At 64.8% G+C, this 20,327-nt stretch carries 14 protein-coding genes and 1 other RNA gene; 6 read left to right on the forward strand and 9 right to left on the reverse strand.

What is annotated here, in order from left to right; translation table 11 throughout:
• Positions 1 to 76 precede the first annotated feature (76 nt).
• The 5 genes from ABQY64_RS20800 to ABQY64_RS20820 form a co-directional block, all read right to left on the reverse strand.
• Positions 77 to 2,209: an acylase gene (locus ABQY64_RS20800; protein WP_228608140.1), complete on the reverse strand. Its 2,133-nt coding sequence runs from the start codon at positions 2,207 to 2,209 to the stop codon at positions 77 to 79.
• A gap of 11 nt (positions 2,210 to 2,220) precedes the next feature.
• Positions 2,221 to 4,983 carry a TonB-dependent receptor gene (locus ABQY64_RS20805; protein WP_349779579.1) on the reverse strand — a complete coding sequence of 921 codons (2,763 nt, stop codon included), beginning with the start codon at positions 4,981 to 4,983 and terminating at the stop codon, positions 2,221 to 2,223.
• A gap of 156 nt (positions 4,984 to 5,139) precedes the next feature.
• Entirely contained in the window at positions 5,140 to 6,108 is a 969-nt protein-coding gene (locus ABQY64_RS20810) for a FecR domain-containing protein (protein WP_102257251.1), read from the reverse strand.
• 2 nt (positions 6,109 to 6,110) lie between these two features.
• A complete protein-coding gene (locus ABQY64_RS20815) occupies positions 6,111 to 6,698 on the reverse strand; it encodes an RNA polymerase sigma factor (protein WP_039529506.1) in 588 nt (195 codons plus the stop codon).
• 101 nt (positions 6,699 to 6,799) lie between these two features.
• Positions 6,800 to 7,129 (reverse strand): DUF3088 family protein, encoded by a 330-nt coding sequence (locus ABQY64_RS20820; RefSeq protein WP_228608145.1) that lies wholly within the window; start codon positions 7,127 to 7,129, stop codon positions 6,800 to 6,802.
• A 20-nt stretch (positions 7,130 to 7,149) separates the two neighbouring features.
• Between ABQY64_RS20820 and ABQY64_RS20825 the strand changes: the two genes are divergently transcribed.
• Positions 7,150 to 7,644, forward strand: a complete 495-nt coding sequence (locus tag ABQY64_RS20825; RefSeq protein ID WP_349779580.1) for a hypothetical protein — start codon at positions 7,150 to 7,152, stop codon at positions 7,642 to 7,644.
• A gap of 229 nt (positions 7,645 to 7,873) precedes the next feature.
• On the opposite strand, the gene ABQY64_RS20830 is transcribed toward ABQY64_RS20825, so the two are convergent.
• On the reverse strand, positions 7,874 to 8,191 hold the full coding sequence (locus ABQY64_RS20830) for a hypothetical protein (protein WP_039518152.1): 318 nt from the start codon (positions 8,189 to 8,191) through the stop codon (positions 7,874 to 7,876).
• 31 nt (positions 8,192 to 8,222) lie between these two features.
• Entirely contained in the window at positions 8,223 to 9,389 is a 1,167-nt protein-coding gene (locus tag ABQY64_RS20835; protein WP_104646547.1) for a class I SAM-dependent rRNA methyltransferase, read from the reverse strand.
• A gap of 261 nt (positions 9,390 to 9,650) precedes the next feature.
• On the opposite strand from ABQY64_RS20835, the gene ABQY64_RS20840 reads away from it, so the two are divergent.
• Entirely contained in the window at positions 9,651 to 10,607 is a 957-nt protein-coding gene (locus tag ABQY64_RS20840; protein ID WP_016901852.1) for a TerC family protein, read from the forward strand.
• A 356-nt stretch (positions 10,608 to 10,963) separates the two neighbouring features.
• On the forward strand, positions 10,964 to 11,749 hold the full coding sequence (locus tag ABQY64_RS20845) for a rhomboid family intramembrane serine protease (protein WP_047129934.1): 786 nt from the start codon (positions 10,964 to 10,966) through the stop codon (positions 11,747 to 11,749).
• 86 nt (positions 11,750 to 11,835) lie between these two features.
• Here the strand turns inward: ABQY64_RS20845 and ABQY64_RS20850 are convergent, their stop codons facing one another.
• Positions 11,836 to 12,936, reverse strand: a complete 1,101-nt coding sequence (locus tag ABQY64_RS20850) for a glycerophosphodiester phosphodiesterase (RefSeq protein WP_349779581.1) — start codon at positions 12,934 to 12,936, stop codon at positions 11,836 to 11,838.
• 77 nt (positions 12,937 to 13,013) lie between these two features.
• Here ABQY64_RS20850 and ABQY64_RS20855 point away from each other — a divergent pair.
• Positions 13,014 to 13,089, forward strand: a non-coding RNA gene (locus ABQY64_RS20855) — sX9 sRNA.
• A 97-nt stretch (positions 13,090 to 13,186) separates the two neighbouring features.
• Here ABQY64_RS20855 and ABQY64_RS20860 read toward each other — a convergent pair.
• Positions 13,187 to 15,487: a TonB-dependent receptor domain-containing protein gene (locus ABQY64_RS20860; protein WP_349779582.1), complete on the reverse strand. Its 2,301-nt coding sequence runs from the start codon at positions 15,485 to 15,487 to the stop codon at positions 13,187 to 13,189.
• 195 nt (positions 15,488 to 15,682) lie between these two features.
• Between ABQY64_RS20860 and ABQY64_RS20865 the strand changes: the two genes are divergently transcribed.
• Together ABQY64_RS20865 and ABQY64_RS20870 are read left to right on the forward strand one after the other, a co-directional pair.
• Positions 15,683 to 16,543, forward strand: a complete 861-nt coding sequence (locus ABQY64_RS20865) for a phosphatase PAP2 family protein (RefSeq protein WP_349779583.1) — start codon at positions 15,683 to 15,685, stop codon at positions 16,541 to 16,543.
• 700 nt (positions 16,544 to 17,243) lie between these two features.
• Positions 17,244 to 20,303, forward strand: coding sequence for a TonB-dependent receptor plug domain-containing protein (locus ABQY64_RS20870; protein ID WP_102585323.1), 3,060 nt, complete (start codon positions 17,244 to 17,246; stop codon positions 20,301 to 20,303).
• Positions 20,304 to 20,327: the final 24 nt, after the last annotated feature.

The following is a 20,327-nucleotide window of genomic DNA, read 5'->3' on the forward strand; positions in this document are numbered from 1 at the left end:
TGTCCTTGGATGCTGGGATGTCGGGCGGTGCTATCGGGTAGCTGCTTCAAGCTGGGGCGATCGTCGGGAGTAGTCGTCAGAAGTCGGTGCGTGATTCCAGGTGCTGTTCGACCTGCTCGCGGGTGGTCCACAAGGTGCGGAACTCGCCCCTGGACAGCAGCTGCAGCTGGTCGTTGATATGCGCCGAGCCAGGCTGGCTGGCATTGCCGTAACTCATCAGGCCCTTGGCCTTGATCGGCGTGGAAAATTCCACCAGCGAGACCCAGGTTTCGCCGTGCTGCGGCAGGCGTTGGCCATCGGCATTGGGCGGGTTCCAGGTGATTACGTCGAACGCGCCCAGATTGCCGAAACCGCCGCGGCCGGGCACATCGACATCGCCCAGGTGGAAGCGCGACACCTCGCCGTACGGGCGGTCGATGGCGCCATAGGCCTGCCTGGTGCTGGCAACGGCCTGCTTGAGCTGACGCAGCGCTAGTGCCGGGTCCTTCAGGCCGCTGGGCGTGGTCAGCGGAGCATCCAGCGACCACGGCGTGGCATAGCCGGCCTGCGAGAGGTAACGCGCATCGCCGGTGAACAAGCGCGCCCATTCCTCGAACAGCAACGCGCCGCGGCTGTCGGCTTCGAAGTGGCGGTCCCAGGCCTTGAGCACCTTGACCGCAGCGACGATGTCCGGATCGGTGCTGTCTGCGGCGGCAGCGTACAGCTGCGGCAACGTGCGATCGGCCGCCAGCGCCTGCGCGGTGCGCTTAAGCGCCACCAGCTGGTCGAAGTCGATGCTGTCGTGCTCGGCCAGCATCTTGACCGAGTTCTGCGCGCGCAGCGACATCGGCCCCGTCGGTGCGACATAGGCCGGGAATTTTTTTGGGTCAAGCACGCGCGGCCAACTGGCCAGCCACGGCGGGTCGTTGGTGTTCTGCACGAAACCGCCGGCCGGGTTGATCACCTTGGGCAGCTCGTCGTAGCTGTGCACATCGCGCCATAGCGTGGACGCGGTATCGCCCGGCACCAGCCCGCTCCAGTACGTCAGATCGCCCTGCGCATGTTTGGGCAGGATGCCGTTGTCCAGGAACAGCACGTTGCCGGCGTTGTCGGCGTAGACGATGTTGAACATCGGCACCTGCAGTTGCTTGAGCGCGCGCTGGAACTGCGCAAAGTCCTGCGCCTTGCCCATGTCCCAGTACTGCTTGAGCATGTCGGGCCGATCCAGGCCGGCCACACGCAGCGCCACGGTGCTGCCGTCGTAACGCTGGAACACCGGGCCGTGCACCGACTGCCGCACCTGCAAGGTCTGTTCTTTCAGCGCGCCATCGGCCTGGCGGATCTTCAGCGTTTTGGTTTCCCGCTTGAACGGCAGCACTTTGCCGTCCAGCAGATAGCCCTCGCCCGACAGCGTGAGTTTGTAGGTGGTCTGGCCCAGCAGCGTGTTCACCGTATTGGTGAAACCCAGTTGCTTGTTGAAGCCGAAACGCAGGATCGGCAGGCCCACCTGGGTGGCGCCATACAGATCCACGCCCGGTCCGTTGAGATGCGCTTCGTAATAGGTGAAAAAGCCGCTGCCCCAGGGCAGATGCGGATTGGCCAGCAGCATGGCGTGGCCGTCGCGGGTCTTGCTCGGCATCAGCGCCCAGGCGTTGGAGCCATCGCGCGCCTGGCCGTCCTTGGGTGGCTCGCCCAGCACCTTGGCCGGCGAGGCGATGTAGACGTAATTCATCAACCGGTGCGCGTGCGCCACCACGTCCACGCCGGTGATCGGCAGCACCACCTTGACCTCTGCGTCCAGGGCCTGCGGGTGTGCGGCTGCGTAGTCGTTGATGCCTTGCGCGAAAGCATCCAGGTCGGCCCGAAAGCCGGGGGTCTGTTGTCGGTACCACTGCTGCGCGCGTGGGTAGACATCGTTACTGGTCAGCCAGCGATCCTGTTCGGCGTACTTCTCGCCCCAGTATTCGGCGGCGCGGCCGCGTGCTTCGCCATAGAGATGCAGCAACAGATTGCCGTGGCTGTGGGTCTGCGCCCAGCCGAAGCCGTAGAAGGTGCCGGCTTCGGTCCTGGCATAGATATGCGGCACGCCGTAGCGGTCCCACAGGATTTCGCCACTGTCCTTGCCGGTGCCGGCAAGCGCCGCCTGCGGGGCGCAGAACAATGCGATCAACAGCCCTGCGCAGAGGGAAGCGCTGCGCGCATGCGCCCGCATCGAAGAAAGTCGCGGCACTGGATCACTCCTCAAAAGGTGTAGGTCAACTTGGTGTAATAGGACCCGCCGGTGAAGCCGTACGGCACGCTGGTGACGTAGAAACCGCTGCCGGTGCTGGCGACCGCGCCGATGTTCTTCGGGTATTGGTTGAACAGGTTGTTGGCGCCCAGCGTCCAGGTGATGTGTCCGGACAGTGCGTAGGACGCTTCCAGATCGGTGATCCATTTGGCCGGCACGTGTTCGTCGTTGGCCGGATTGTTTTCCAGCACATCGAAACTGCCGAAGCGGTTGACGCGCACGTTGAGCGCGAAGTCGCCGATCACCCAGTTGCCGCCCAGCAACACCTTGCTGCGCGGGGTGCGCGACAGATAGCCGCGCGAGGCACGGTCAAACAGTTCGTAGCCGGCGCCCAGCGAGTCCAGTGCGGCCGGGTTGTCGGCGATGCGGGTGATCTCGGTAGTGTTGTAGTTGTAGCCCAGGTTCCAGTTGACCCGGCCCCAGTCGCCGGCCTCCATGCGCCAGGTCGCCACCACGTCCACGCCTTCGGTGCGGGTATCGATGGCGTTGGTGAAGTACTGCGCGCTGTCGACCCCGGACACGCCGGCGCGGGTGAGCAGGTCGGTGATCGCCGCACCGGTGATGTAGCCGGTCATGCCGATGCGGTCGTCCAGATCGATGCGGTAGGCATCCACGGTGAGGCTGAGCGCGCGCGTGGGGTTGTAGGTGAAGCCGATGCTGGCGTTGGTGGATTCCTCCGGCTTCAGCGGTTCGGCGCCCAGTGCCAGCGCGGCGGGGGAATCCACCGGCAGCGTCTTGGCCAGGAACAGTTCGCGATCGCCGTTGTCCAGCGTGCGCCAGCTGCTGTTGGTGGCCGCGTACAAGGCCTGCGCCAACGCGGGCGCGCGGAAGCCGGTGCTGGCCGCGCCACGCAGCGCGAAGGTGGGGGTGATGGCCCAGCGCGCGGTGAACTTGCCCACCGCGGTGTCGCCGGCCGAATCGTCGAAGCGCTCGTAGCGCCCGGCCAGGCCCAGCGACACGCTGTCGGCCACGTCCCAGGTCAGGTCGACATAGGCCGCGCCGCTGTTGCGATACAGGCTGCCGGCCTCATCGGGCTGGAAGGTGATCGCGCCCTGTGCGCCGGGCGGCGGAGCTTGGCCGGCACGTGGATGGCTCGCCGGGAACACGTAGTCACCGGCCGCATACGCCGCCTGCTCGCCGGCCTGGATCTGGTATTTCTCGTAGCGGTATTGCACGCCCAGCGACACCTGCAGCGGGCGCTCGGCCAGTTGCAGGCCGCGGGTGATGTCCAGGCTGGTGGTCCAGTCGGTGGAAGTCAGCTGGCCCAGATAGAACGCGGTGGGGCTGGTCGGCCCCAGGCTGGCGTTGAGCGTGTGCAGGCCGTCGCGTTCGGAGGCGTTGCGGCCGTAGCTGGTGGCCAGGTCCCAGTCCCACTCACCCCACAGGCCCTTGATGCCGGCAGTGAACTCGTAATCGGTCTCGTCGATGCGCAGGCGCGGGCTGTACCCGTCCGGGTAAATCTCCTGCAGCGTGTTGTTGGCGTTGGGATTGCGGAACGACCATTCCAGATCGCTCAGGCGGCGGCTGTAGGTCGCGTAGGAATAGCCACGCAGGTCGCCGCCCAGGCCGAGTTCGGCGTTGTAGGACAGGTTGGCGCCCTTCTGCCAGGGCTGGCCGAAGTTGCGTGTGATCAGGCGGTCGGCGGTGGCCTCGCGCGGGTCCGGCTGGCCGTTGACCGGGTAGTACAGCCGGTAATCGTCGGCCACCGGCACCGCGCGATTGGAGGTCTGCTGATACCTGGCGTCTGCGGCCAGATAGACGAAGCCGGCGCTACCCAGTGCCAGGCCCTTGCCGATGCTGGCGCTGCTGCTGTCGCCATCGGCGCGGTCGATGTTCTGGCCCCACAGGATGTCGGCCTTGCCGCCCTCGGCATCGGATTTGAGAAGGATGTTGATGACGCCGGCGATCGCATCCGAACCATATTGCGCGGCCGCGCCATCGCGCAGCACCTCGATGTGGTCCACCGCCGAGACCGGAATCAGGCTCATGTCCACCGGCACCGAGCCGCGCCCGACGATGCCGGCGATGTTGATGCTGGCGGTGCGATGGCGGCGCTTGCCGTTGACCAGCACCAGGGTGTGATCCGGATTGAGCCCGCGCAGCCCGCCGGTGGCGATCACATACGAGGTGCCGTTGCCGGATTTGGCCGGCGCATTGAACGACGGCACCAGATCGTTGAGCGCCGCCAGCAGGCCCGGGCGACCGGTCTTTTCCAGTTCCGCCGCGCCGATCACATCAATCGGGGTGGGACTTTCGGTGACGGTGCGCTGCACGCCGCGCGCGCCGGTGACCACCACCGCATCCAGATTGCCGACGGCGGCATCTGCGGGTGGCGATGACGCTGGTGGCGTGGTTGCGGATGCGTCCACCTGCGCATACCCCGTCCCCGGATGGCCGTGGAGCGCGGCCGTCAGCGGCTGCGCCGAGGCCAGCGTGATGCGTTCGCCATCGTCTTCGACCACGCTCAATCCGGTGCCGGCCAGCAACTGCCGCAATGCCACGCGCGATTCCAGCGTGCCCTGCACGGCCGGCGTGCGTACCTGCTGCAGGTATTCGCCCGGTGCCACGATCTGCACCCCGGCCTGCCGCGCAAACTCCGGCAACGCCACCACCGCATTGCTCTCGGGGAGCGAGAAGGTGCGCCCCTGCGCTGACGCGGCCACCGCATGTCCCGCTGCCATCATCGCCACGGCGGTGCCGATGGCCTTGCTCAAACGCCTGCTTGCTGCCTGCATCACTGCTCTCCGCTGGCGCGCGTGCGCCGCTGTCCGGTCGTTGTCACCGTTGCTGTGTGGCCCCCTGTCTGTTGGATGCGTGGCCATTGCTTTTCCGCCATCTACATCGCTGGTGGTGACGTGCAGCACTGCACCTCACTGCGCGAGTGCGCCACGCAGGTGGATGCCGCCACGGGTGTGTTCGATCTGCAGGCCCATGCTCAGCGCAACGGAGCGTGCAAAGCCTTCCGGATCGTTGGCCGAGTACAGGCCGACCACGGTGCGCCGCGCCACCGCGGGGTCGTCGATCAGGATGCGCATGTCGTTGTAGCGGGCGAATTCGGCAGCGGCCTGCGCCAAGGTGTCGCCGTCGAAGGCGATCATGCCCTCGCGCCAGACCAGTAACTGCTGCACGCGCCGTGCTGGCAGCGGCTGTACCTGCACCGCCCGCGTCGGGCTGACCATGGCCAGCATGTTGGCTGTCACCCGCTGCGGTGCGCGCTGGTCGGCTTCCACGTCGACGGTGCCTTCGCGCACGACGACCTTGACGGCATCGTCCTGCCGCCGGCGCACGCTGAAACTGGTGCCGACCGCGCGCACTTCCGCGCCGGCCGCCATCACCACGAACGGGCGATGGCGGTCCTTGGCCACGTCGAACAAGGCCTCGCCGCGCAGCAACTGGACCTGACGACGGGCGGCGCTGAACTCCACCACCACCTCCGAGCCGGAGTTCAGCGTCACCGCCGAGCCGTCTGCCAACGGCAGGCGCAATACCTCGCCGATGCGGGTGAGGTGATGGCCGCTGCCGGGCGCGCCGTGGTCGGGCACGGCCTGCTGCAATGCCAGCATGCCGGTGGCCGCAGCGACCACACAGGCGGCCAGTGCGGCCAGCCACCTGCCGCGTCGATGCGTGCGCCGTGAACGCGTCGCTTCCGCGCCAAAGCCCTGCCCCAACGCACGCGCGCGATCGAAATGCAGGTGCACCGCGTGCGCACGTGCATAGGCACCGCGATGGCGCACGTCTTCGGCCAGCCAGCGGTCGCGCTGCATGCGCTCGGCCGGCGTGAGCCGGTCGCCGTCCTCGCGGCCCACCCAGGCAGCGGCAATGTCGTCGATGCTGCGCATGCTCAGCTGCCGCGCTGCGGATCGGCCAGGCGCGTGGCCGGCGCGGCCTGGCCGGCAGTCGGTGCGGGTGCGGGGGTGCGGCCCATCCGCGCCATCAGCAGCCGCAATCCCTTCACGATGTGTTTTTCCACGGTGTTCTCGCTGATTCCGAGCCGCGCGGCGATCTCGCGCTGCGACAGGCCATCGACCTTGCGCAGCAGAAACACCTGGCGGCATTTGTCCGGCAGTGCCGCCAGCGCTTCGCCGATGCGGCGCAGCTCCTGACCGGCAATGGCGTGGCGCTCGGGTGAACGCTCGTCCTGTGTGATGTCCAGGCGCTCGATTTCCGCCACGCTTTCGATCGAAACAATTCTGGCGCGCCGCACCTGCTGCAGCAGCACCGACTGCGCCGCGGTGAACAGATAGGCGCGCGGGTTGGCGATATGGCCCACCTCGCCCAACCCGGCGAGGATGGCGTAGGTCTCCTGGATGACATCGTCGCAATCGACGTTGCCGGGGGCGTGCTTGCGCAGCCAGCGCCGCAGCGCCGGCTCGTGCGGCAGGACCTGCGTCGCCAGCCAGGCGGCGCGTTGGGAATCGATGGCCGGCATCTAGGACGCGGCCGCTGACGTGCCCGCACGTCGAGGTGAGGAAGTCATTGCGTTCTCCGGGGGATTCGAGCGAATGACCTGCTCTTCAAAGGCACGATGCGTCAGCGCCGCAACTCCGCCATGCCCTCTGACGGGTGGTTCGCTGCGATGGCACTACCCGCGCAGCGCGCGCTGCAGGTCACCAGCGTGGGCAGCGATCGGTCGCTTTCGCCGACCAGGCCGATCACACCGCGACGCGGCCGCGGGAAGCCGATCCGGCGCACCTCCAGCCGGTCGCGCACTCCGTCGATGCCCGGCAACGCAGCTTCCAGCAACCAGCCATGGCGACAGAAAAAGCGTCGGCCGGCGTGCTTGGGATCTTCGAAGTCGTGCTCCAGCAACAGCAGAACCGGTTTGGCGCTAGACAGCGCGGACGTGGACACATCGGACATGGCGGTGGCGTCCTCGCTGCGTGGAAGCATCGATCGCGATCGATGCGGGTGTGTCCAGCCTGGTGACCGCCGCCGCGCAGATCGCGGCAGACATCGACAATGTCCGCTCAGATGCGGCCAACGAAATGGCCGTTGGCAATGACCTGACTGCTTTGGGTTATGCAGGCGCGCCACGCACCAGGGCGCGCTGCCATGCGAATGGCCACGCCACGGCGATGGGCGGCACCGTGCAGGGCAATGCGGTACCTGGCGGTCTGACCGTGTGGCATCCGGGCGCGACGATCGGCGCCGATGCGCAGGCCAGTACCGTCTTCATGAGGCGGCCGGGCGCATTCGTTGCAGTCAACATTGCCGGCACCACGCAGGTGCGTGACGATATCGAATTGCGCAAAGGCACCACGCCTACCCAAGGCATGTTCCACGGCTACGCCGATGGCGCGGCGATGCGTAATTTCGAGTTCGGTGCCGACCTGCGCCAGGCCGTGCCGGAGATCACCGGGCGGCCGTTGGGCTGATGATCGGTTGCTGCTGCAGCTGCAGCCCACCGCGGGTCATCGCCTGATGTGACCGATACGCGCAGGCCGCATATGGCCTGCGACACGCGGTATGTCGCGCGGCTGGCAGAAGCGATCGGATGTTCGCAGTGGGCTGCTCACAGCGCTCAGCATGCAAGCGATTTGATCTGGCCTGCGCGCAATCCATCGCACGCGCCCGATTGGCGCGCAGTGGTATTGCGCGTCGTGTTCAATCGCCCAGTTCGGCCAAGCGCGCGCGCACGCTCTCGACATCGACGTGCTCGCGCACGTGCAGCCACTGCCGCGCCCACACCGAGCGCAGCACGATCCAGGCACCGAGCACGCCCAGGCAGGTCGAGCCCAGCGCCAGCAGCAACGGATGCAACGGCGAGCCGTTGCCGGTCTGGAACAGGTACATGAAGGCGCCGGCGAACAGCAGCCACACGCCGAACACCGGCCAGTTGCTGGCCAGCAGACTGGCATGGGGCCGCTCGATCTCGCGCAGCAACCGGCTCAGCGCCTTGCGTTCCTCATCGTCCGCTGTCATCGACTGGCCGCTCCAGGGGTTGATCGCTGCGCTAGATCACGCGGCAGAAAACAGCCTTCAGATAGCGCGATTCCTGCACGTGCGCCATGAACGGGTGGTCCGGACCGGCACCGGCGACCTTCAGGATCTGGATGGTGCGCCCGGAGAAATACGAGGCGCGCCGCAGCATGTCCAGGAATTCCTGTTCGGCCACCAGCCCGGTGCACGAGAAGGTGGCGAACAGGCCACCGGGCTTGACCACGCCCAGCGCCAGCTTGTTCATGTCCAAGTACTTCTTCAGCGCCGGAATCACCTGCTCGCGGTCGCGGGTCATCTTGGCCGGGTCCAGGATCACCACATCGAACTGCTCGCCGCGGTTGGAGGCATCGCGCAGCCAGGGGAAGATGTCGGCCTGCACGAACTTCGGCCGCACGTTGTTGAGCTTGGCGTTGCCCTTGGCGATGGCGATCACGTCCTCGTCGATGTCCACGCCCAGCACCTCGGACGCGCCGCGCGCAGCCGCATACACCGCAAAGCCGCCGGTGTTGCAGCACAGGTCCAGCACGCTCTTGCCTTCGACCTGCCCGCTCAGCCACTGGCGGTTCTCGCGCTGGTCGGCGAAGAAGCCGGTCTTGTGCGCACCGGCCGGGTCGGCGCGGAACTTGATGCCGTACTCGGTGATCACCGACGCTTCGGTGGTGGTGTTGCCGTGGAAATCGAAGCTTTCCTGCTTCTGCACGTGTTCGTCGGCAAAGCTGTGGAAGCGGCAGCCCGGGAACTGCTCGCGCAGCGCCTCGTAGATCCATTCGCGGTGGCGGAACATGCCGGCGGCGAAGAACTCCACCACCACCAGGTCGCCATAACGGTCCACCACCAGGCCGGACAGGCCGTCGCCTTCGCTGTGCACCACGCGCCAGGCATCGGACACCGCGTCGAGCTTGAGCCAGTCGCGGCGCAGGCTCACTGCCGCGGCGATCTTGCGCGAGAACCAGCCCGCATCCACCGGCACCGCCTGGTCGGTCTCCAGGATGCGCACGGCGATGCGCGAGTGGCCGTTGTAGAAGCCGCGGCCGACCCACTCCCCGTCCACGCCGACCACATCGACGATGGTGCCGGGTTTGGGCTTGGCGGCGGGCTTTTCCACCAGCTTCTGGAAGATCCACGGGTGGCTGGAGCGCCACGCATTCTTGAGTCGGACGACGGGGACAGGAGTATTCATCCGCCCATTGTATCCGGCTGGATTGACGTGCCTGCCCCGGGCACGCAGAATCGGCTGCAGAAGGGGAGTAGCTCCCAGCGTTGTCGCCGTCATGACGAGCCCTGCCATCAGGCGCTCCGGTGCAACGGCAACCGGCCCGGCCGGTTGTGAGCGAGACCTTCGCCGCGCAGGCGAAGGTCCGTCACCCGGAATCCACGATTTCCGTGTCACAAGGCCTCAGCCCACCGGCTGTCCAGGTCGTTTCACTTTCGGGATTCTTTTATGCAAACCATTGGCAATGTCTGGTTATGGGGCGGCTTCGCGATCGTGGTGATCGTGGCGCTGTTGGTCGATCTGGTGCTGATGCGCCACGGCGGTGCCCACAAGGTCACCTTCAAGGAAGCCACCTGGTGGAGCATCGGCTGGGTGCTGCTGGCGCTGGCCTTCAACGCCGGCCTGTGGTGGTACCTGCAGGGCAGCATGGGCGATGCGGCGGCCGACCGCATCGGGCTGGAGTTCCTGACCGGCTATTTGGTCGAGAAATCGCTGGCGGTCGACAACATCTTCGTGTTCCTGATGGTGATGACCTACTTCGGCGTGCCCGAGGAGCAGCGCCAGCGCGTGCTGATCATCGGCGTGCTGGGTGCGATCGTGCTGCGCGCGATCATGATCTTCGCCGGTTCGGTGCTGCTGACCAAGTTCCATTGGCTGCTGTACGTGTTCGGCGCCTTCCTGCTGCTGACCGGCATCAAGATGTGGTTCTCCGCCGGCAAGGAGCCGGACCTGGAAGCCAACCCGGTGCTGCGCTGGATGCGCGGCCATCTGCGCCTGAGCCCGCAATACCACGGCCATGCGCTGAGCGTGATCAAGGACGGCAAGCGCTGGTTCACCCCGCTGTTCGTGGTGCTGATCCTGATTGCGGTGATCGATGTGATCTTCGCGGTGGACAGCATCCCGGCGATCTTTGCGATCACCACCGACCCGTTCATCGTGCTGACCTCCAACGTGTTCGCGGTGCTGGGCCTGCGTGCGATGTTCTTCCTGCTGGCCGGCATGGCCGACCGCTTCCACCTGCTGCCGTACGGCCTGGCGGTGATCCTGGTGTTCATCGGCACCAAGATGATGATCATCGATCTGTACAAGATCCCGGTGCTGGTCTCGCTGGCGGTGGTGATCGTGATCCTGGTCTTCACCATCGTGCTGAGCCTGCTGCGGCCGCCAAAGCCGGCTCGGCACTGAGGGGCTGGGAGTCGGGAATCGGGATTAGGGAATCGGGAACGGCAGCGCCGCGTGCGCTGCTCGCATCCAAGCGCACCGACCAATTCGACGAGTCCTTGCCTGCTCACCGTCGCGGGACCTTACGCGGCATGGATGCCGCATAAGCGCCTACAGGGACGTACTTGCGGCGTGTCCCGCGAGGGTGGGCAGGCAAGGACCCTGCAGCCAATGGGTGTCGCGCTTCGGCCACCTGCGTGATGCCACGCGAGCCGCTGCGCGAATCTCCGGTGGCGGAGCTGGATTATCCCGTCGTCGGGCCTGCTTATCCCGCGCCGGACAGGCTTGTAAAACATCCGCGCGACGCCATCCGTGAAGGCATGACACCGCATCCTGTTGCCGCCGACGCCACCTCGCAAGATCGCCTGGATCGTTCCCGGGTCTTGCGTGCCTTCAACTTCAGCCTGGCCGCCGTGCTGCTGCTGGTGGCGGTGTTCACCGCCCAGGGCATGTTCGACTGGCGCGCCTGGGCGGTGGCACCGCTGCAGGCCGACGGCCTGCTCGGCATCCTCACCGCGCCGCTGCTGCACGGCTCGCTGGCGCATCTGGGCGCCAACGCCGCCGCCTTGTTGATCCTGGGCACACTGGCCGGCAGCGTGTATCCGCGCGCCACCGCCCTGGCGCTGCCGTTGCTGTGGCTGGGCTCGGGGCTGGGCGCGTGGTTGCTGGGCGAGCCCGGCAGCCGGCATCTGGGCGCCAGCGGCGTGACCCACGGGCTGATGTTCCTGGTGTTCGTGCTGGGCCTGCTGCGCCGCGACCGCCCGGCGATTGCCACCAGCATGATCGCCTTCCTGTTCTACGGCGGCATGGTGCTGACCATCCTGCCGCACGAGGCCGGCGTGTCCTGGCAATCGCATCTTGGCGGCGCGGTGGCCGGCCTGATCGCCGCGCTGCTGCTGCGCCTGCGCGACCCGCAACAGGCCAGACCGCGCTACAGCTGGGAAGACGAGGACGAAGACGCCGCCTGGGAGATCAGCAACACCGAACGCGACGTGCTGGAACCGCCGCCGCCACGCCAGGTGCCAGTGCTGTGGCAGCGCCAGGAAGACGGCTCGCAGAACGTGGTGCTGCACTTCCCGCCACGCGAACGGCCACCTGGGACGTAGGAGCGCGCTTGCGCGCGATGGAGCGTTATCGGGAACGCTTCATCGCGCGCCAGCGCGCTCCTACAGACCGCAGATGCGTCCAACGTTTAACGCGTTGCACGCTCGCTCAACGCACGCCGCGCCAAGCCGGGATCATCCGCAAAGAACGCATCGATACCCGCATCCAGATACGCCTTCAACTCGGCCAATGCACCGGCCTCGTTGCGCTCGGTCACCGCACCACTGCTGCGGTTGTTGGCGGCCAGGAAATAATTCTCCGGGCGGAAGGTATACGGCTGTACCTGCAATCCTGCCGCGTGCGCGTCGTGCACCAAGCTGGTCGGCGTGCCCAGGCGTTGCTGCGCATCCAGTGGAATGATGCTGCGGATGTCCGGGCCGATCGCATCGGCATAGCTGGCGACCTGCTTCAGCCCCTCGGGCGTGATCATCTGCCCGTAGGTGCGCGGCGCGTTGCCCACGCCCGCATCGGGCAGCGCCATCTGCGCGCCGCCCAGCAACTGCAGCAAGCGGATATTGCTGCTGCGCCCGATCTTGCCGCGCAAGTAACGCAGGTTGCCGGTCTCGAACGACTGGATCACCACCGGCGCCGTCTGCGTGTAGGCATGCGCACGCAGGCTCGCCAGCACCTTGTCTTCCATCGCCAGATTCAGCCCATTGAAATAGCTCGGGTGCTTGATCTCAGGAATCAGCCCGATCGTGCGCCCGGTCGCTGCTGATTCGGCTGCGACAAAATCGATGATCTCGTCGAAGGTGACGATCTGAAACTGCCCATCCCAACGCGTGCCGCGCAACTGCGGCAACCGCTCGCGCGCACGCAAGGTCTTCAATTCGGCAAGAGTGAAGTCTTCGGTGAACCAGCCTTCCATCGCCTGGCCATCGATGGTCTTGCGGGTCTTGCGCGCGGCGAACTCCGGGTGGCTGGCCACATCGGTGGTGCCGCCGATCTCGTTCTCATGACGCGCCACCAGCACGCCATCCTTGGTGGACACCAGGTCCGGCTCGACAAAATCGGCGCCATCGACAATCGCCTTGGCATACGAGGCCAGGGTGTGTTCCGGGCGCAACGCGCTGGCGCCACGGTGCGCAAAGATCTGTACCGTCTTCGCCAACGGCGCCTCTGCCAACGCGGGCCCGCTCATGCCGACCATCATCGCCCCCAACACCAACGCACGGTGGAACTGCATCATGCCTTTCTCCAACAAAAAAGCAGCCATCAACACCACGGTGCAACCGCCAGACGAGCGCGGCCGATGATTGGTGCGGGATGTACGACGTGTACATCCCGCTTTCTCCGCATCGTCCGCACTAGCCTGACAACCACTCCCTAAGTCTTGCCAGCCACTCTAAAACCATTCACGTCGATCGCCACCGGAAATCAGTCAGCAGCCACAAGACCCGCTGTTACCAATCCCCAATCCCGACTCCCCAATCCCTAACTCAGAACTTCGCATCCAAGGTCAAAAACACCTGCCGCGGCGCACTGGCATGGAATGCCAGCTGACGGCCATTCGGGTCGCTGTTGGCGAACGCGGTGAGGTTGGACGCATAGCGCTTGTCGGTGAGGTTGGTCACGTTGAGCGAGAGCTTGAGCCCCTGCAGCACGCCGGCCTGGCCGAAGTCGTACCCGGCGCCCGCATCGAACGAGGTGTAACCGCCGAAGCCCTGGTCGTTGGTGTAGGTGTAGTAGCGCTGGCCGGTGTACTTGCCGCGCAGGTTGACGTTCCAGTTGGCGTAGTTGAAGGCGATTTCGCTGGCAAACATGCGCTTGGGCGTATCCACCGTGGTCTTGCCGGCAGTCGGAATGATCACCCCGTTCTGCACGTAGTTGTCGTCGTAGGTCGAGCGGTTGATCGAGGCCGAGTTGTACCACTGCAGGTAGCTGGTCGGCTTCCAGATCACGGTCAGTTCGCCGCCGCGGCTGCTCACCGAGCCCACGTTGAAGAAGCGCGTGGTGCAGGCCGGCGTGGTGCCCTGCTGGATGCTGGCGCAGGGATTGAGCGAGAGCAGGCGGTTGTCGAAGGTCACGTCGTAACCCACCAGCGAGGCTTCGAAGCGGTCACGCACGAAGCGGTAACCGGCTTCCACGGTGCGCGACTTCTCCGGCTCCAGTGCGCCGACACTGGCATCGAAGGAGGCCTGCGTCACCAGCAACGGACCACCGGCGCCACCGCCCTGGAACGCGGCGATGTTTTCCGCGTACGAGGCGAACACTTCCTGCCCGTCTGCGATGCGATAGCCCAGACCGACCTGCGGCAGCACCGACTCGCTGGCCTTGATCGAGCCCGTCGCCACCGGCGCTTCCACCGCCAGCCCCGGCGTTTCGCGCGCGGTCATTTCGGTGCTCGGGCTCTTGATGCCCAGATCCACGCTCAGGCGCTCGTCGAGGAACTTGAAGTTGCCCTGCACATAGAACTGCCGCGTGGTGATGATGTAGTTCTGCGAGAACAGCCGGCGGTCGGGATCCTGCAGAAACTTGTCATCGCTGACCGGCCCGTCGATCCAGTAGAAATTGCGCTCCACATCGTGGTGATTGCGCTCGTACCAGAGCCCGGCTTCGAGGTGATGCGGGCCCAGGTTCCAGCCGAGCGAGGCGATGCCGCCGGTGCGGTTGATCCAGTAATTGGTGCTGCGGATGGAGATCGGCAATGCCTGCGGCGTGCCCGGGTTGGACGCCTGGCCCGGCGACCACCAGTGGCCCTGACCCTTGTTTTCGTGGTGGTAGACCTGGGTGTGCAAGCTGATGGCATCGTTGGGCTGGAAGTCGCCGGCCACATAAAACAGATCGTCGTCGCGCAACGCGCGGCTCTGGTAGTACGCATCGTCGATGTTGTCCACGCCGCCGCTGAAACCGCAGCGCGCCGCATTGCGCGTGGCCGGTGCGCAGTACGCCGCGGCCAACGCCCGGTTCCAGTCCGGTGCGTACAGGTTCCAGTCCCAGCCCAGGCCACGCGCCATGCCGCTCTTGGACAGATACGAATAATCGGCCTGCGAGGTCCGCGAGGTGTCGGCGAACGCGGTCAGCTTGCCGCCGTCGAACTGGTACACGCCCTTGGCATTGAACTGCCGCGTGGTGGTCGGCGACTCCGGGCGCGCCCACATGTCGGCTTCGGCATTGATGCCGGACAGATACGCCGAAAACCCGTTGTAGTCGCCGGTGTCCACGCGCAGGAAGGTGCGGCGGTTGGCATCGGAGCCCACCGTCTGCGACAGCTGCCCGCCGAACACGCTGGACGGATCGGCCGAGTAGTACTGGATGGTGCCGCCCAGGTTGCTGGTGGACGCGGTGCCCAGTGCGCCGATACCCGAGGCCAGCTCCACGCCGCCGAAGTTTTCCGCAATCAGGGCGCGGCTGATGTTGAGGCCGTTGTAGTTGCCGTAGGCGTTGTCTCCCAGCGGCAGGCCGTCGAGCGTATAACCCAGGCGCGTGCCGTTGAAGCCGCGCAGGCTGATCGTCTGCGACTCCTCGTTGGCACCGAAGGCATCGTTGGATTGCACGTTGACGCCCGGCATGCGGTTGAGCAGCTTCTGGATGCTGGTGCCCGGCGGCAACACCGGAATGTCCTGCTGGGTGATGCGCTGCACCTGACGCGTTTCGCCCTGGCCGATCACCGAGACCGCGTCGAGTTGCTGCGCGGTCGTGCCGGTGTCGGCAGTCACCTCGGGATCGGCGGCGTGGGCAGTCGGCGACAGCACGAGCGCGGTAAGGACGGCGGCACTTAACAGATGGGTCTTGGGCATGAGCGGCAGGGGGAACGAGTCAAAAGATGACGGCAAGCGTGCGACAGCTGTCTTGCGTCGATGCGACCGGGACATGACAGTGCTGCGACAGCTGCTGCGCATTCCGCGCCGCAACTGCGTTGCGCTGGCATGCAGATGTCATCTGCGCGTCGTAATCTGCGCCCTCATCCATCCGTGTTGTCTGAGGGTTGCTGCATGTCCGATCGCATTGCTCGCGCTTGTTCCCGGACGCTGACCAGCGTCGCCATCGCGGTGTTGGCAGTGGGATGCGGCAGTGCAAGCGCGCGCGACAAGGTGGCCCCGACGGGCTCGGTGATCGCCACCGATGCACATGGCTACCTGGAAAAAGCACAGGTGCCCGACAGCCTACGCCTGGTACCGCCGCCGCCGCAGGACGGCAGCGCCGCGCTCGCCAACGATCAGGCCATCGCCACATCCATGCTCGCCCTGCGCGGCACACCGCGCTGGGACCTGGCCACACAGGATGCTGCGCTGAGTTTCCCGGCGGCCGCCAATCACTTCAGTTGCGCGCTCGGCATCCAGATCGACCAGGCGCACACCCCGCACCTGCTGCGCCTGCTCGAAAGCAGCATGCGCGACGCCAGCACCAGCACCAGCGCAGCCAAGGCCCGTTACCAGCGGCCACGCCCGTTCATGCGCAACGACCAGCCGATGTGCACGCCCGACGACGACGCGGCGCTGCGCAAGAACGGCTCCTACCCCTCCGGCCACACCGCGATCGGCTGGAGCTGGGGCCTGATCCTGGCCGAGCTGGCACCCGCCCAGCGCGACGCCCTGCTCGCCCGCGGCCGCGCCTTCGGCGATAGCCGCCTGGTCTGCAACGTGCACTGGCAGAGCGATGTCCTGCAGGGCCGCATCATGGGCGCCGCCACCGTCGCCGCCCTGCACGACAACCCCGAGTTCCAAAAGGATCTAGCCGCTGCGCGCCGCGAGATCGACAAGGCACGTGCGAAGCAACCTGCCACCGCCGAGGCATCGCCAGCATGCGATGCCGAGAACGCGGCATTGCAGACGGTGTTGCCGGGTGTGATGTAGCGGCAGGACGGCTCCGCCTGCGGGCTGTTGCTGACCTCGCGCAGTACAGAGTGTGTCGGACGTGCATCCGCGCTCTGTTGTCCAGCGTCACCGGATTTTTTTCTGATCCCGGATGCATGTCGTTTCACCGACACAGACTGGCCGCAGACACAACAGCCAGATCAACCACGCGCTGATCGAGACCACCTGGCCTCGCTCATTCTGCGCGCACGCACGCCGCCGGCTGCTTACACGAGTTCCGCAGGATCGATGCAAGCACATCGCTGCCGACCCGGATATCCGGCGTAGCGCTGGCACGTTCACGGCAATCACCGTCTCACCGCCGCCCGCACTGTGACGACCCTTCGCAATTTTGCTGCGCCTAGCTGATCGGTCAGCTCATGACTATTGGGAGAGCGAGTACCTGTCGCCTGTACAGGACCCCGGACGCGGACGACATCCGTATTCAACCGGACCAGCACCCATTACACGAAACGGATCAGCAAGTCCTGGTCCGTAAGCCCTGTTTCACGAAAAAGTTCCCGAAAAATGACACGGCCGTAAATCTTGGGTTAATCTTCAGACACCCTTCAGGAAAGTGACGAGCTGGGCTGGTCGACTCCCTTCGAAGAGGCTCCCCCCCCCCCCCTCAACTGCGGCAATGCAGTTGGGTTCTACGGTTTGCAGTCGTTGTGACGGTACTTCATCAGGAGAGAGAGGAATGACACGTCCAGGGGTTCGTAGGTCTTTGTCGAAGAACATCACACGCAGCGCGTTGAGCATTGCGCTGAGCATGTGCGTTGCCGGCGGTGTGCAAGCACAGAGCGCGGTTGGCTCCATCTTCGGTAGCGTGGAGCCTGGCAGCACCATTGCCATCCAAAGCCCCCAGACGGGTGTAAGTCGCTCGGCCACCGCTGCTGCCGATGGCCGATTCACCTTCAGTCAGCTGCCTCCGGGCAAATATGTGATCACCGCAGACGGGGTCACCCGCGAGGTCGAGGTCAAGGTCGGTAGCGGCTCGCAGGTGCTGTTCGGGAAGCAAACCACCGAGTTGGACAGGATCAATGTGGTGGGTACACGCGCGCTCAATCCCATCGACGTGTCCTCGGTGGAATCCACCACGGTATTCACGGCCGAACAGATGATCTCGCTGCCTGTGGCCAGCGACGTTTCCTCGGTTGCCTTGCTGGCTCCTGGTGCCACCAGAGGCGATGGCGGCCTGGGTGACAACGGTCTCGGCAACGGCAATCTTGCTTCGTTCGGTGGCTCCTCAGTGGCCGAAAACGGCTATTACATCAACGGCTTCGACGTCACCAACATGCGTACGTTCCTGTCGTTCGCCAATGTGCCGTTCCAGGGGATCGCGCAGCTGCAGGTGAAGACCGGTGGCTATGGGGCCGAGTACGGTCGCTCCCTGGGCGGCATTGTAAGCATCGTGACCAAGTCCGGCTCCAATGACTGGCATTACGGTGGCAGCGTCGAGTGGGCTCCGGATTGGGGGGCTGCGAAGGGCAAGAACGTGCGTGACCGTGATCCGGATGCTGCGGATCCGCTCTACCAATATCGCAGCGACAACCAGTTCGACAGCACCATCTATTCGGCGTATGCGAGTGGTCCGATCATCAAGGACAGATTGTTCTTCTTCGCCATGGCCGAGGGTCGCAACGAAACGATCGATATTTTCAGATCGGTCAACAGCGAACGTCGGCGCGACACCACGCCGCAAGGTCTGGTCAAACTCGACTGGTACATCAACGACAGCAACCTGGTGGAGTTCACCGGCATCTACAACCAGGCCAAAACCAAGTACAGCACCTACGAATACAACCCGGACGCCAACGGCGAGAGCCGTTACAACGTCGGTCGACACGAAGCACCGATCGAACAGTACGAGATGGAAAACGGCGGCAAGGTCGGCATCCTCAAATACACCGGCTATTTCACTGACAACTTCACCTTGTCGGCGCAATACGGCTATCTGAGCAATCTCATTGACTCACGCCTGCCGACCGATCCGGCCGGCAGTGAGTGTCCGTGGGCCTACAGCTTCGGCCTGACTACCAGCGTGGTCGATCGCTACATCGGCTGTAACCCTGGCACGATCTCAACGGTTGCCGATCGCAATGCTGAGCCGGACGAGGACATCCGCAAGGCATTTCGCGTTGATGGCGAGTGGGTGTTGGGCGACCACCGCGTGCGCTTTGGTGTGGATCAGGAAAAGTACGAGTCCAGTCATCGCGGTCAGACCTACGCCGGCGGAATCAACTGGGCGTATTACACGGTTCCCGGCAATGCCGTGGCCACTGGCGCTTTTGCTGGCCAGCCGGGGCGGACGGTGAATGGTCAATTGGTACCACGTGGTGCGCTGTACGCGCGCTCCCGTGTCTATCAGACCAGCAGTTCCACCTATGAAAACATCAACAGCGCCTTCTATGTCGAAGACAATTGGCGAGTGACGGAAAACTTCCTCGCCGTGCTCGGTCTGCGCGGCGAGAAGTTCGAGAACAAGAACGGCGACGGTATCGCCTGGGTAGAATCGGATTACAAACTCGCGCCACGGCTTGGTTTTTCGTGGGACGTGCTCGGCGATGCCAGCTTGAAGCTGTTCGGAACCGCCGGTCGGTACTACATTCCGGTCGCCACGAACTCAAGCATCCGTGCAACGGGTGCCGAATCCACGGTCTCCAACTGGTACTTCGTCAACGGCTGGAGTGAAGCAGACGGCACACCGGTGGGCCAGGGCGCCCAGATCGGTGCGACTCAGACCAACGGCTCGCTGGTTGCGCCAAACCCGGCTTCGGTTGCGTCCACCAATCTTTCGCCCATGTATCAGGACGAGGTGATTCTGGGTGGGCAACTGCAGCTGACGGAAAACTGGATGGCGGGCGCACGTATGATCCGCCGCGAAGTGAAATCGGGCATGGACGATACCTGCACGACCAATCCGTGGATCGATTGGGCCGCAGACAATGGCTTTACCGACTTTGATCCGAGTTCGGTCCCGAGTTGCTACTTCCTGAATCCGGGTAGCGACGTCACCATCAATGTCGACTTGAATGGCGATGGTGAAGTGGAACTGGCAACCCTGCCAGCCTCGTATCTCGGCCTTCCCGAGTACCGGCGCATTCACACCGCACTGGAGTTCTTCTGGGAGCGCACCGGGGAAAAATTCAATTTCCAGGGCTCCTATACATTTGCCAGAACGCGCGGCAATGTGGAGGGCTACGTCAATTCCACATTGGAGCAGGAAGATCCGGGCCTGACGCAGGACTTCGACCACCGTCTGTTCACCGACGGGACCTACGGGCCGACACCCAACGATCGCCAGCACACACTCAAGCTGTTCGGCGCTTACGCGCTCACACCGGAATGGCAGCTCGGCGGCAACCTGATTCTGCAGTCCGGTCGTCCGGTCAATTGCCAAGGTTATATCCCGCTGGACGACATCCCGCAGCCCGACCAAGGCACGCTGACCAACTACAGTGGTTCAAGTTTCTATTGCTTGGATGCTGAAGGCACGCGTGTGCTGCGTCAGCGTGGTGATGAGGGGCGGACACCCTGGACCTGGACGTTCGACCTGGCTGCGGTGTACATGCCGAACTGGGCTGATAACAAGCTGCGTATCAAGCTGGATGTCTTCAACCTGTTCAACAATGACCGCGTCACCGAGTACAACGAGTTCAGTGAAGCGTCTCGCGATGTGATCAGCCCGAACTATTTGAACGATCAGAACTATCAGACGCCTCGTTCGTTCCGGTTGACCGCTCGCTACGACTTCTAGCTCGCAGTATCCGTGTCTTACTAC

The sequence above is a fragment of the Xanthomonas sp. WHRI 7065 genome (genome assembly GCF_040203115.2).
GTDB lineage: Bacteria > Pseudomonadota > Gammaproteobacteria > Xanthomonadales > Xanthomonadaceae > Xanthomonas > Xanthomonas arboricola.

Coding starts and splice junctions, on each gene's coding strand:
- ABQY64_RS20810 (WP_102257251.1), bottom strand. CDS start 6,108: ATGCGCAGCATCGACGACATTGCCGCTGCCTGGGTGGGCCGCGAGGAC.
- ABQY64_RS20815 (WP_039529506.1), bottom strand. CDS start 6,698: ATGCCGGCCATCGATTCCCAACGCGCCGCCTGGCTGGCGACGCAGGTC.
- ABQY64_RS20820 (WP_228608145.1), bottom strand. CDS start 7,129: ATGTCCGATGTGTCCACGTCCGCGCTGTCTAGCGCCAAACCGGTTCTG.
- ABQY64_RS20830 (WP_039518152.1), bottom strand. CDS start 8,191: ATGACAGCGGACGATGAGGAACGCAAGGCGCTGAGCCGGTTGCTGCGC.
- ABQY64_RS20835 (WP_104646547.1), bottom strand. CDS start 9,389: ATGAATACTCCTGTCCCCGTCGTCCGACTCAAGAATGCGTGGCGCTCC.
- ABQY64_RS20840 (WP_016901852.1), top strand. CDS start 9,651: ATGCAAACCATTGGCAATGTCTGGTTATGGGGCGGCTTCGCGATCGTG.
- ABQY64_RS20845 (WP_047129934.1), top strand. CDS start 10,964: ATGACACCGCATCCTGTTGCCGCCGACGCCACCTCGCAAGATCGCCTG.
- ABQY64_RS20850 (WP_349779581.1), bottom strand. CDS start 12,936: ATGATGCAGTTCCACCGTGCGTTGGTGTTGGGGGCGATGATGGTCGGC.
- ABQY64_RS20860 (WP_349779582.1), bottom strand. CDS start 15,487: ATGCCCAAGACCCATCTGTTAAGTGCCGCCGTCCTTACCGCGCTCGTG.
- ABQY64_RS20865 (WP_349779583.1), top strand. CDS start 15,683: ATGTCCGATCGCATTGCTCGCGCTTGTTCCCGGACGCTGACCAGCGTC.
- ABQY64_RS20870 (WP_102585323.1), top strand. CDS start 17,244: ATGACACGTCCAGGGGTTCGTAGGTCTTTGTCGAAGAACATCACACGC.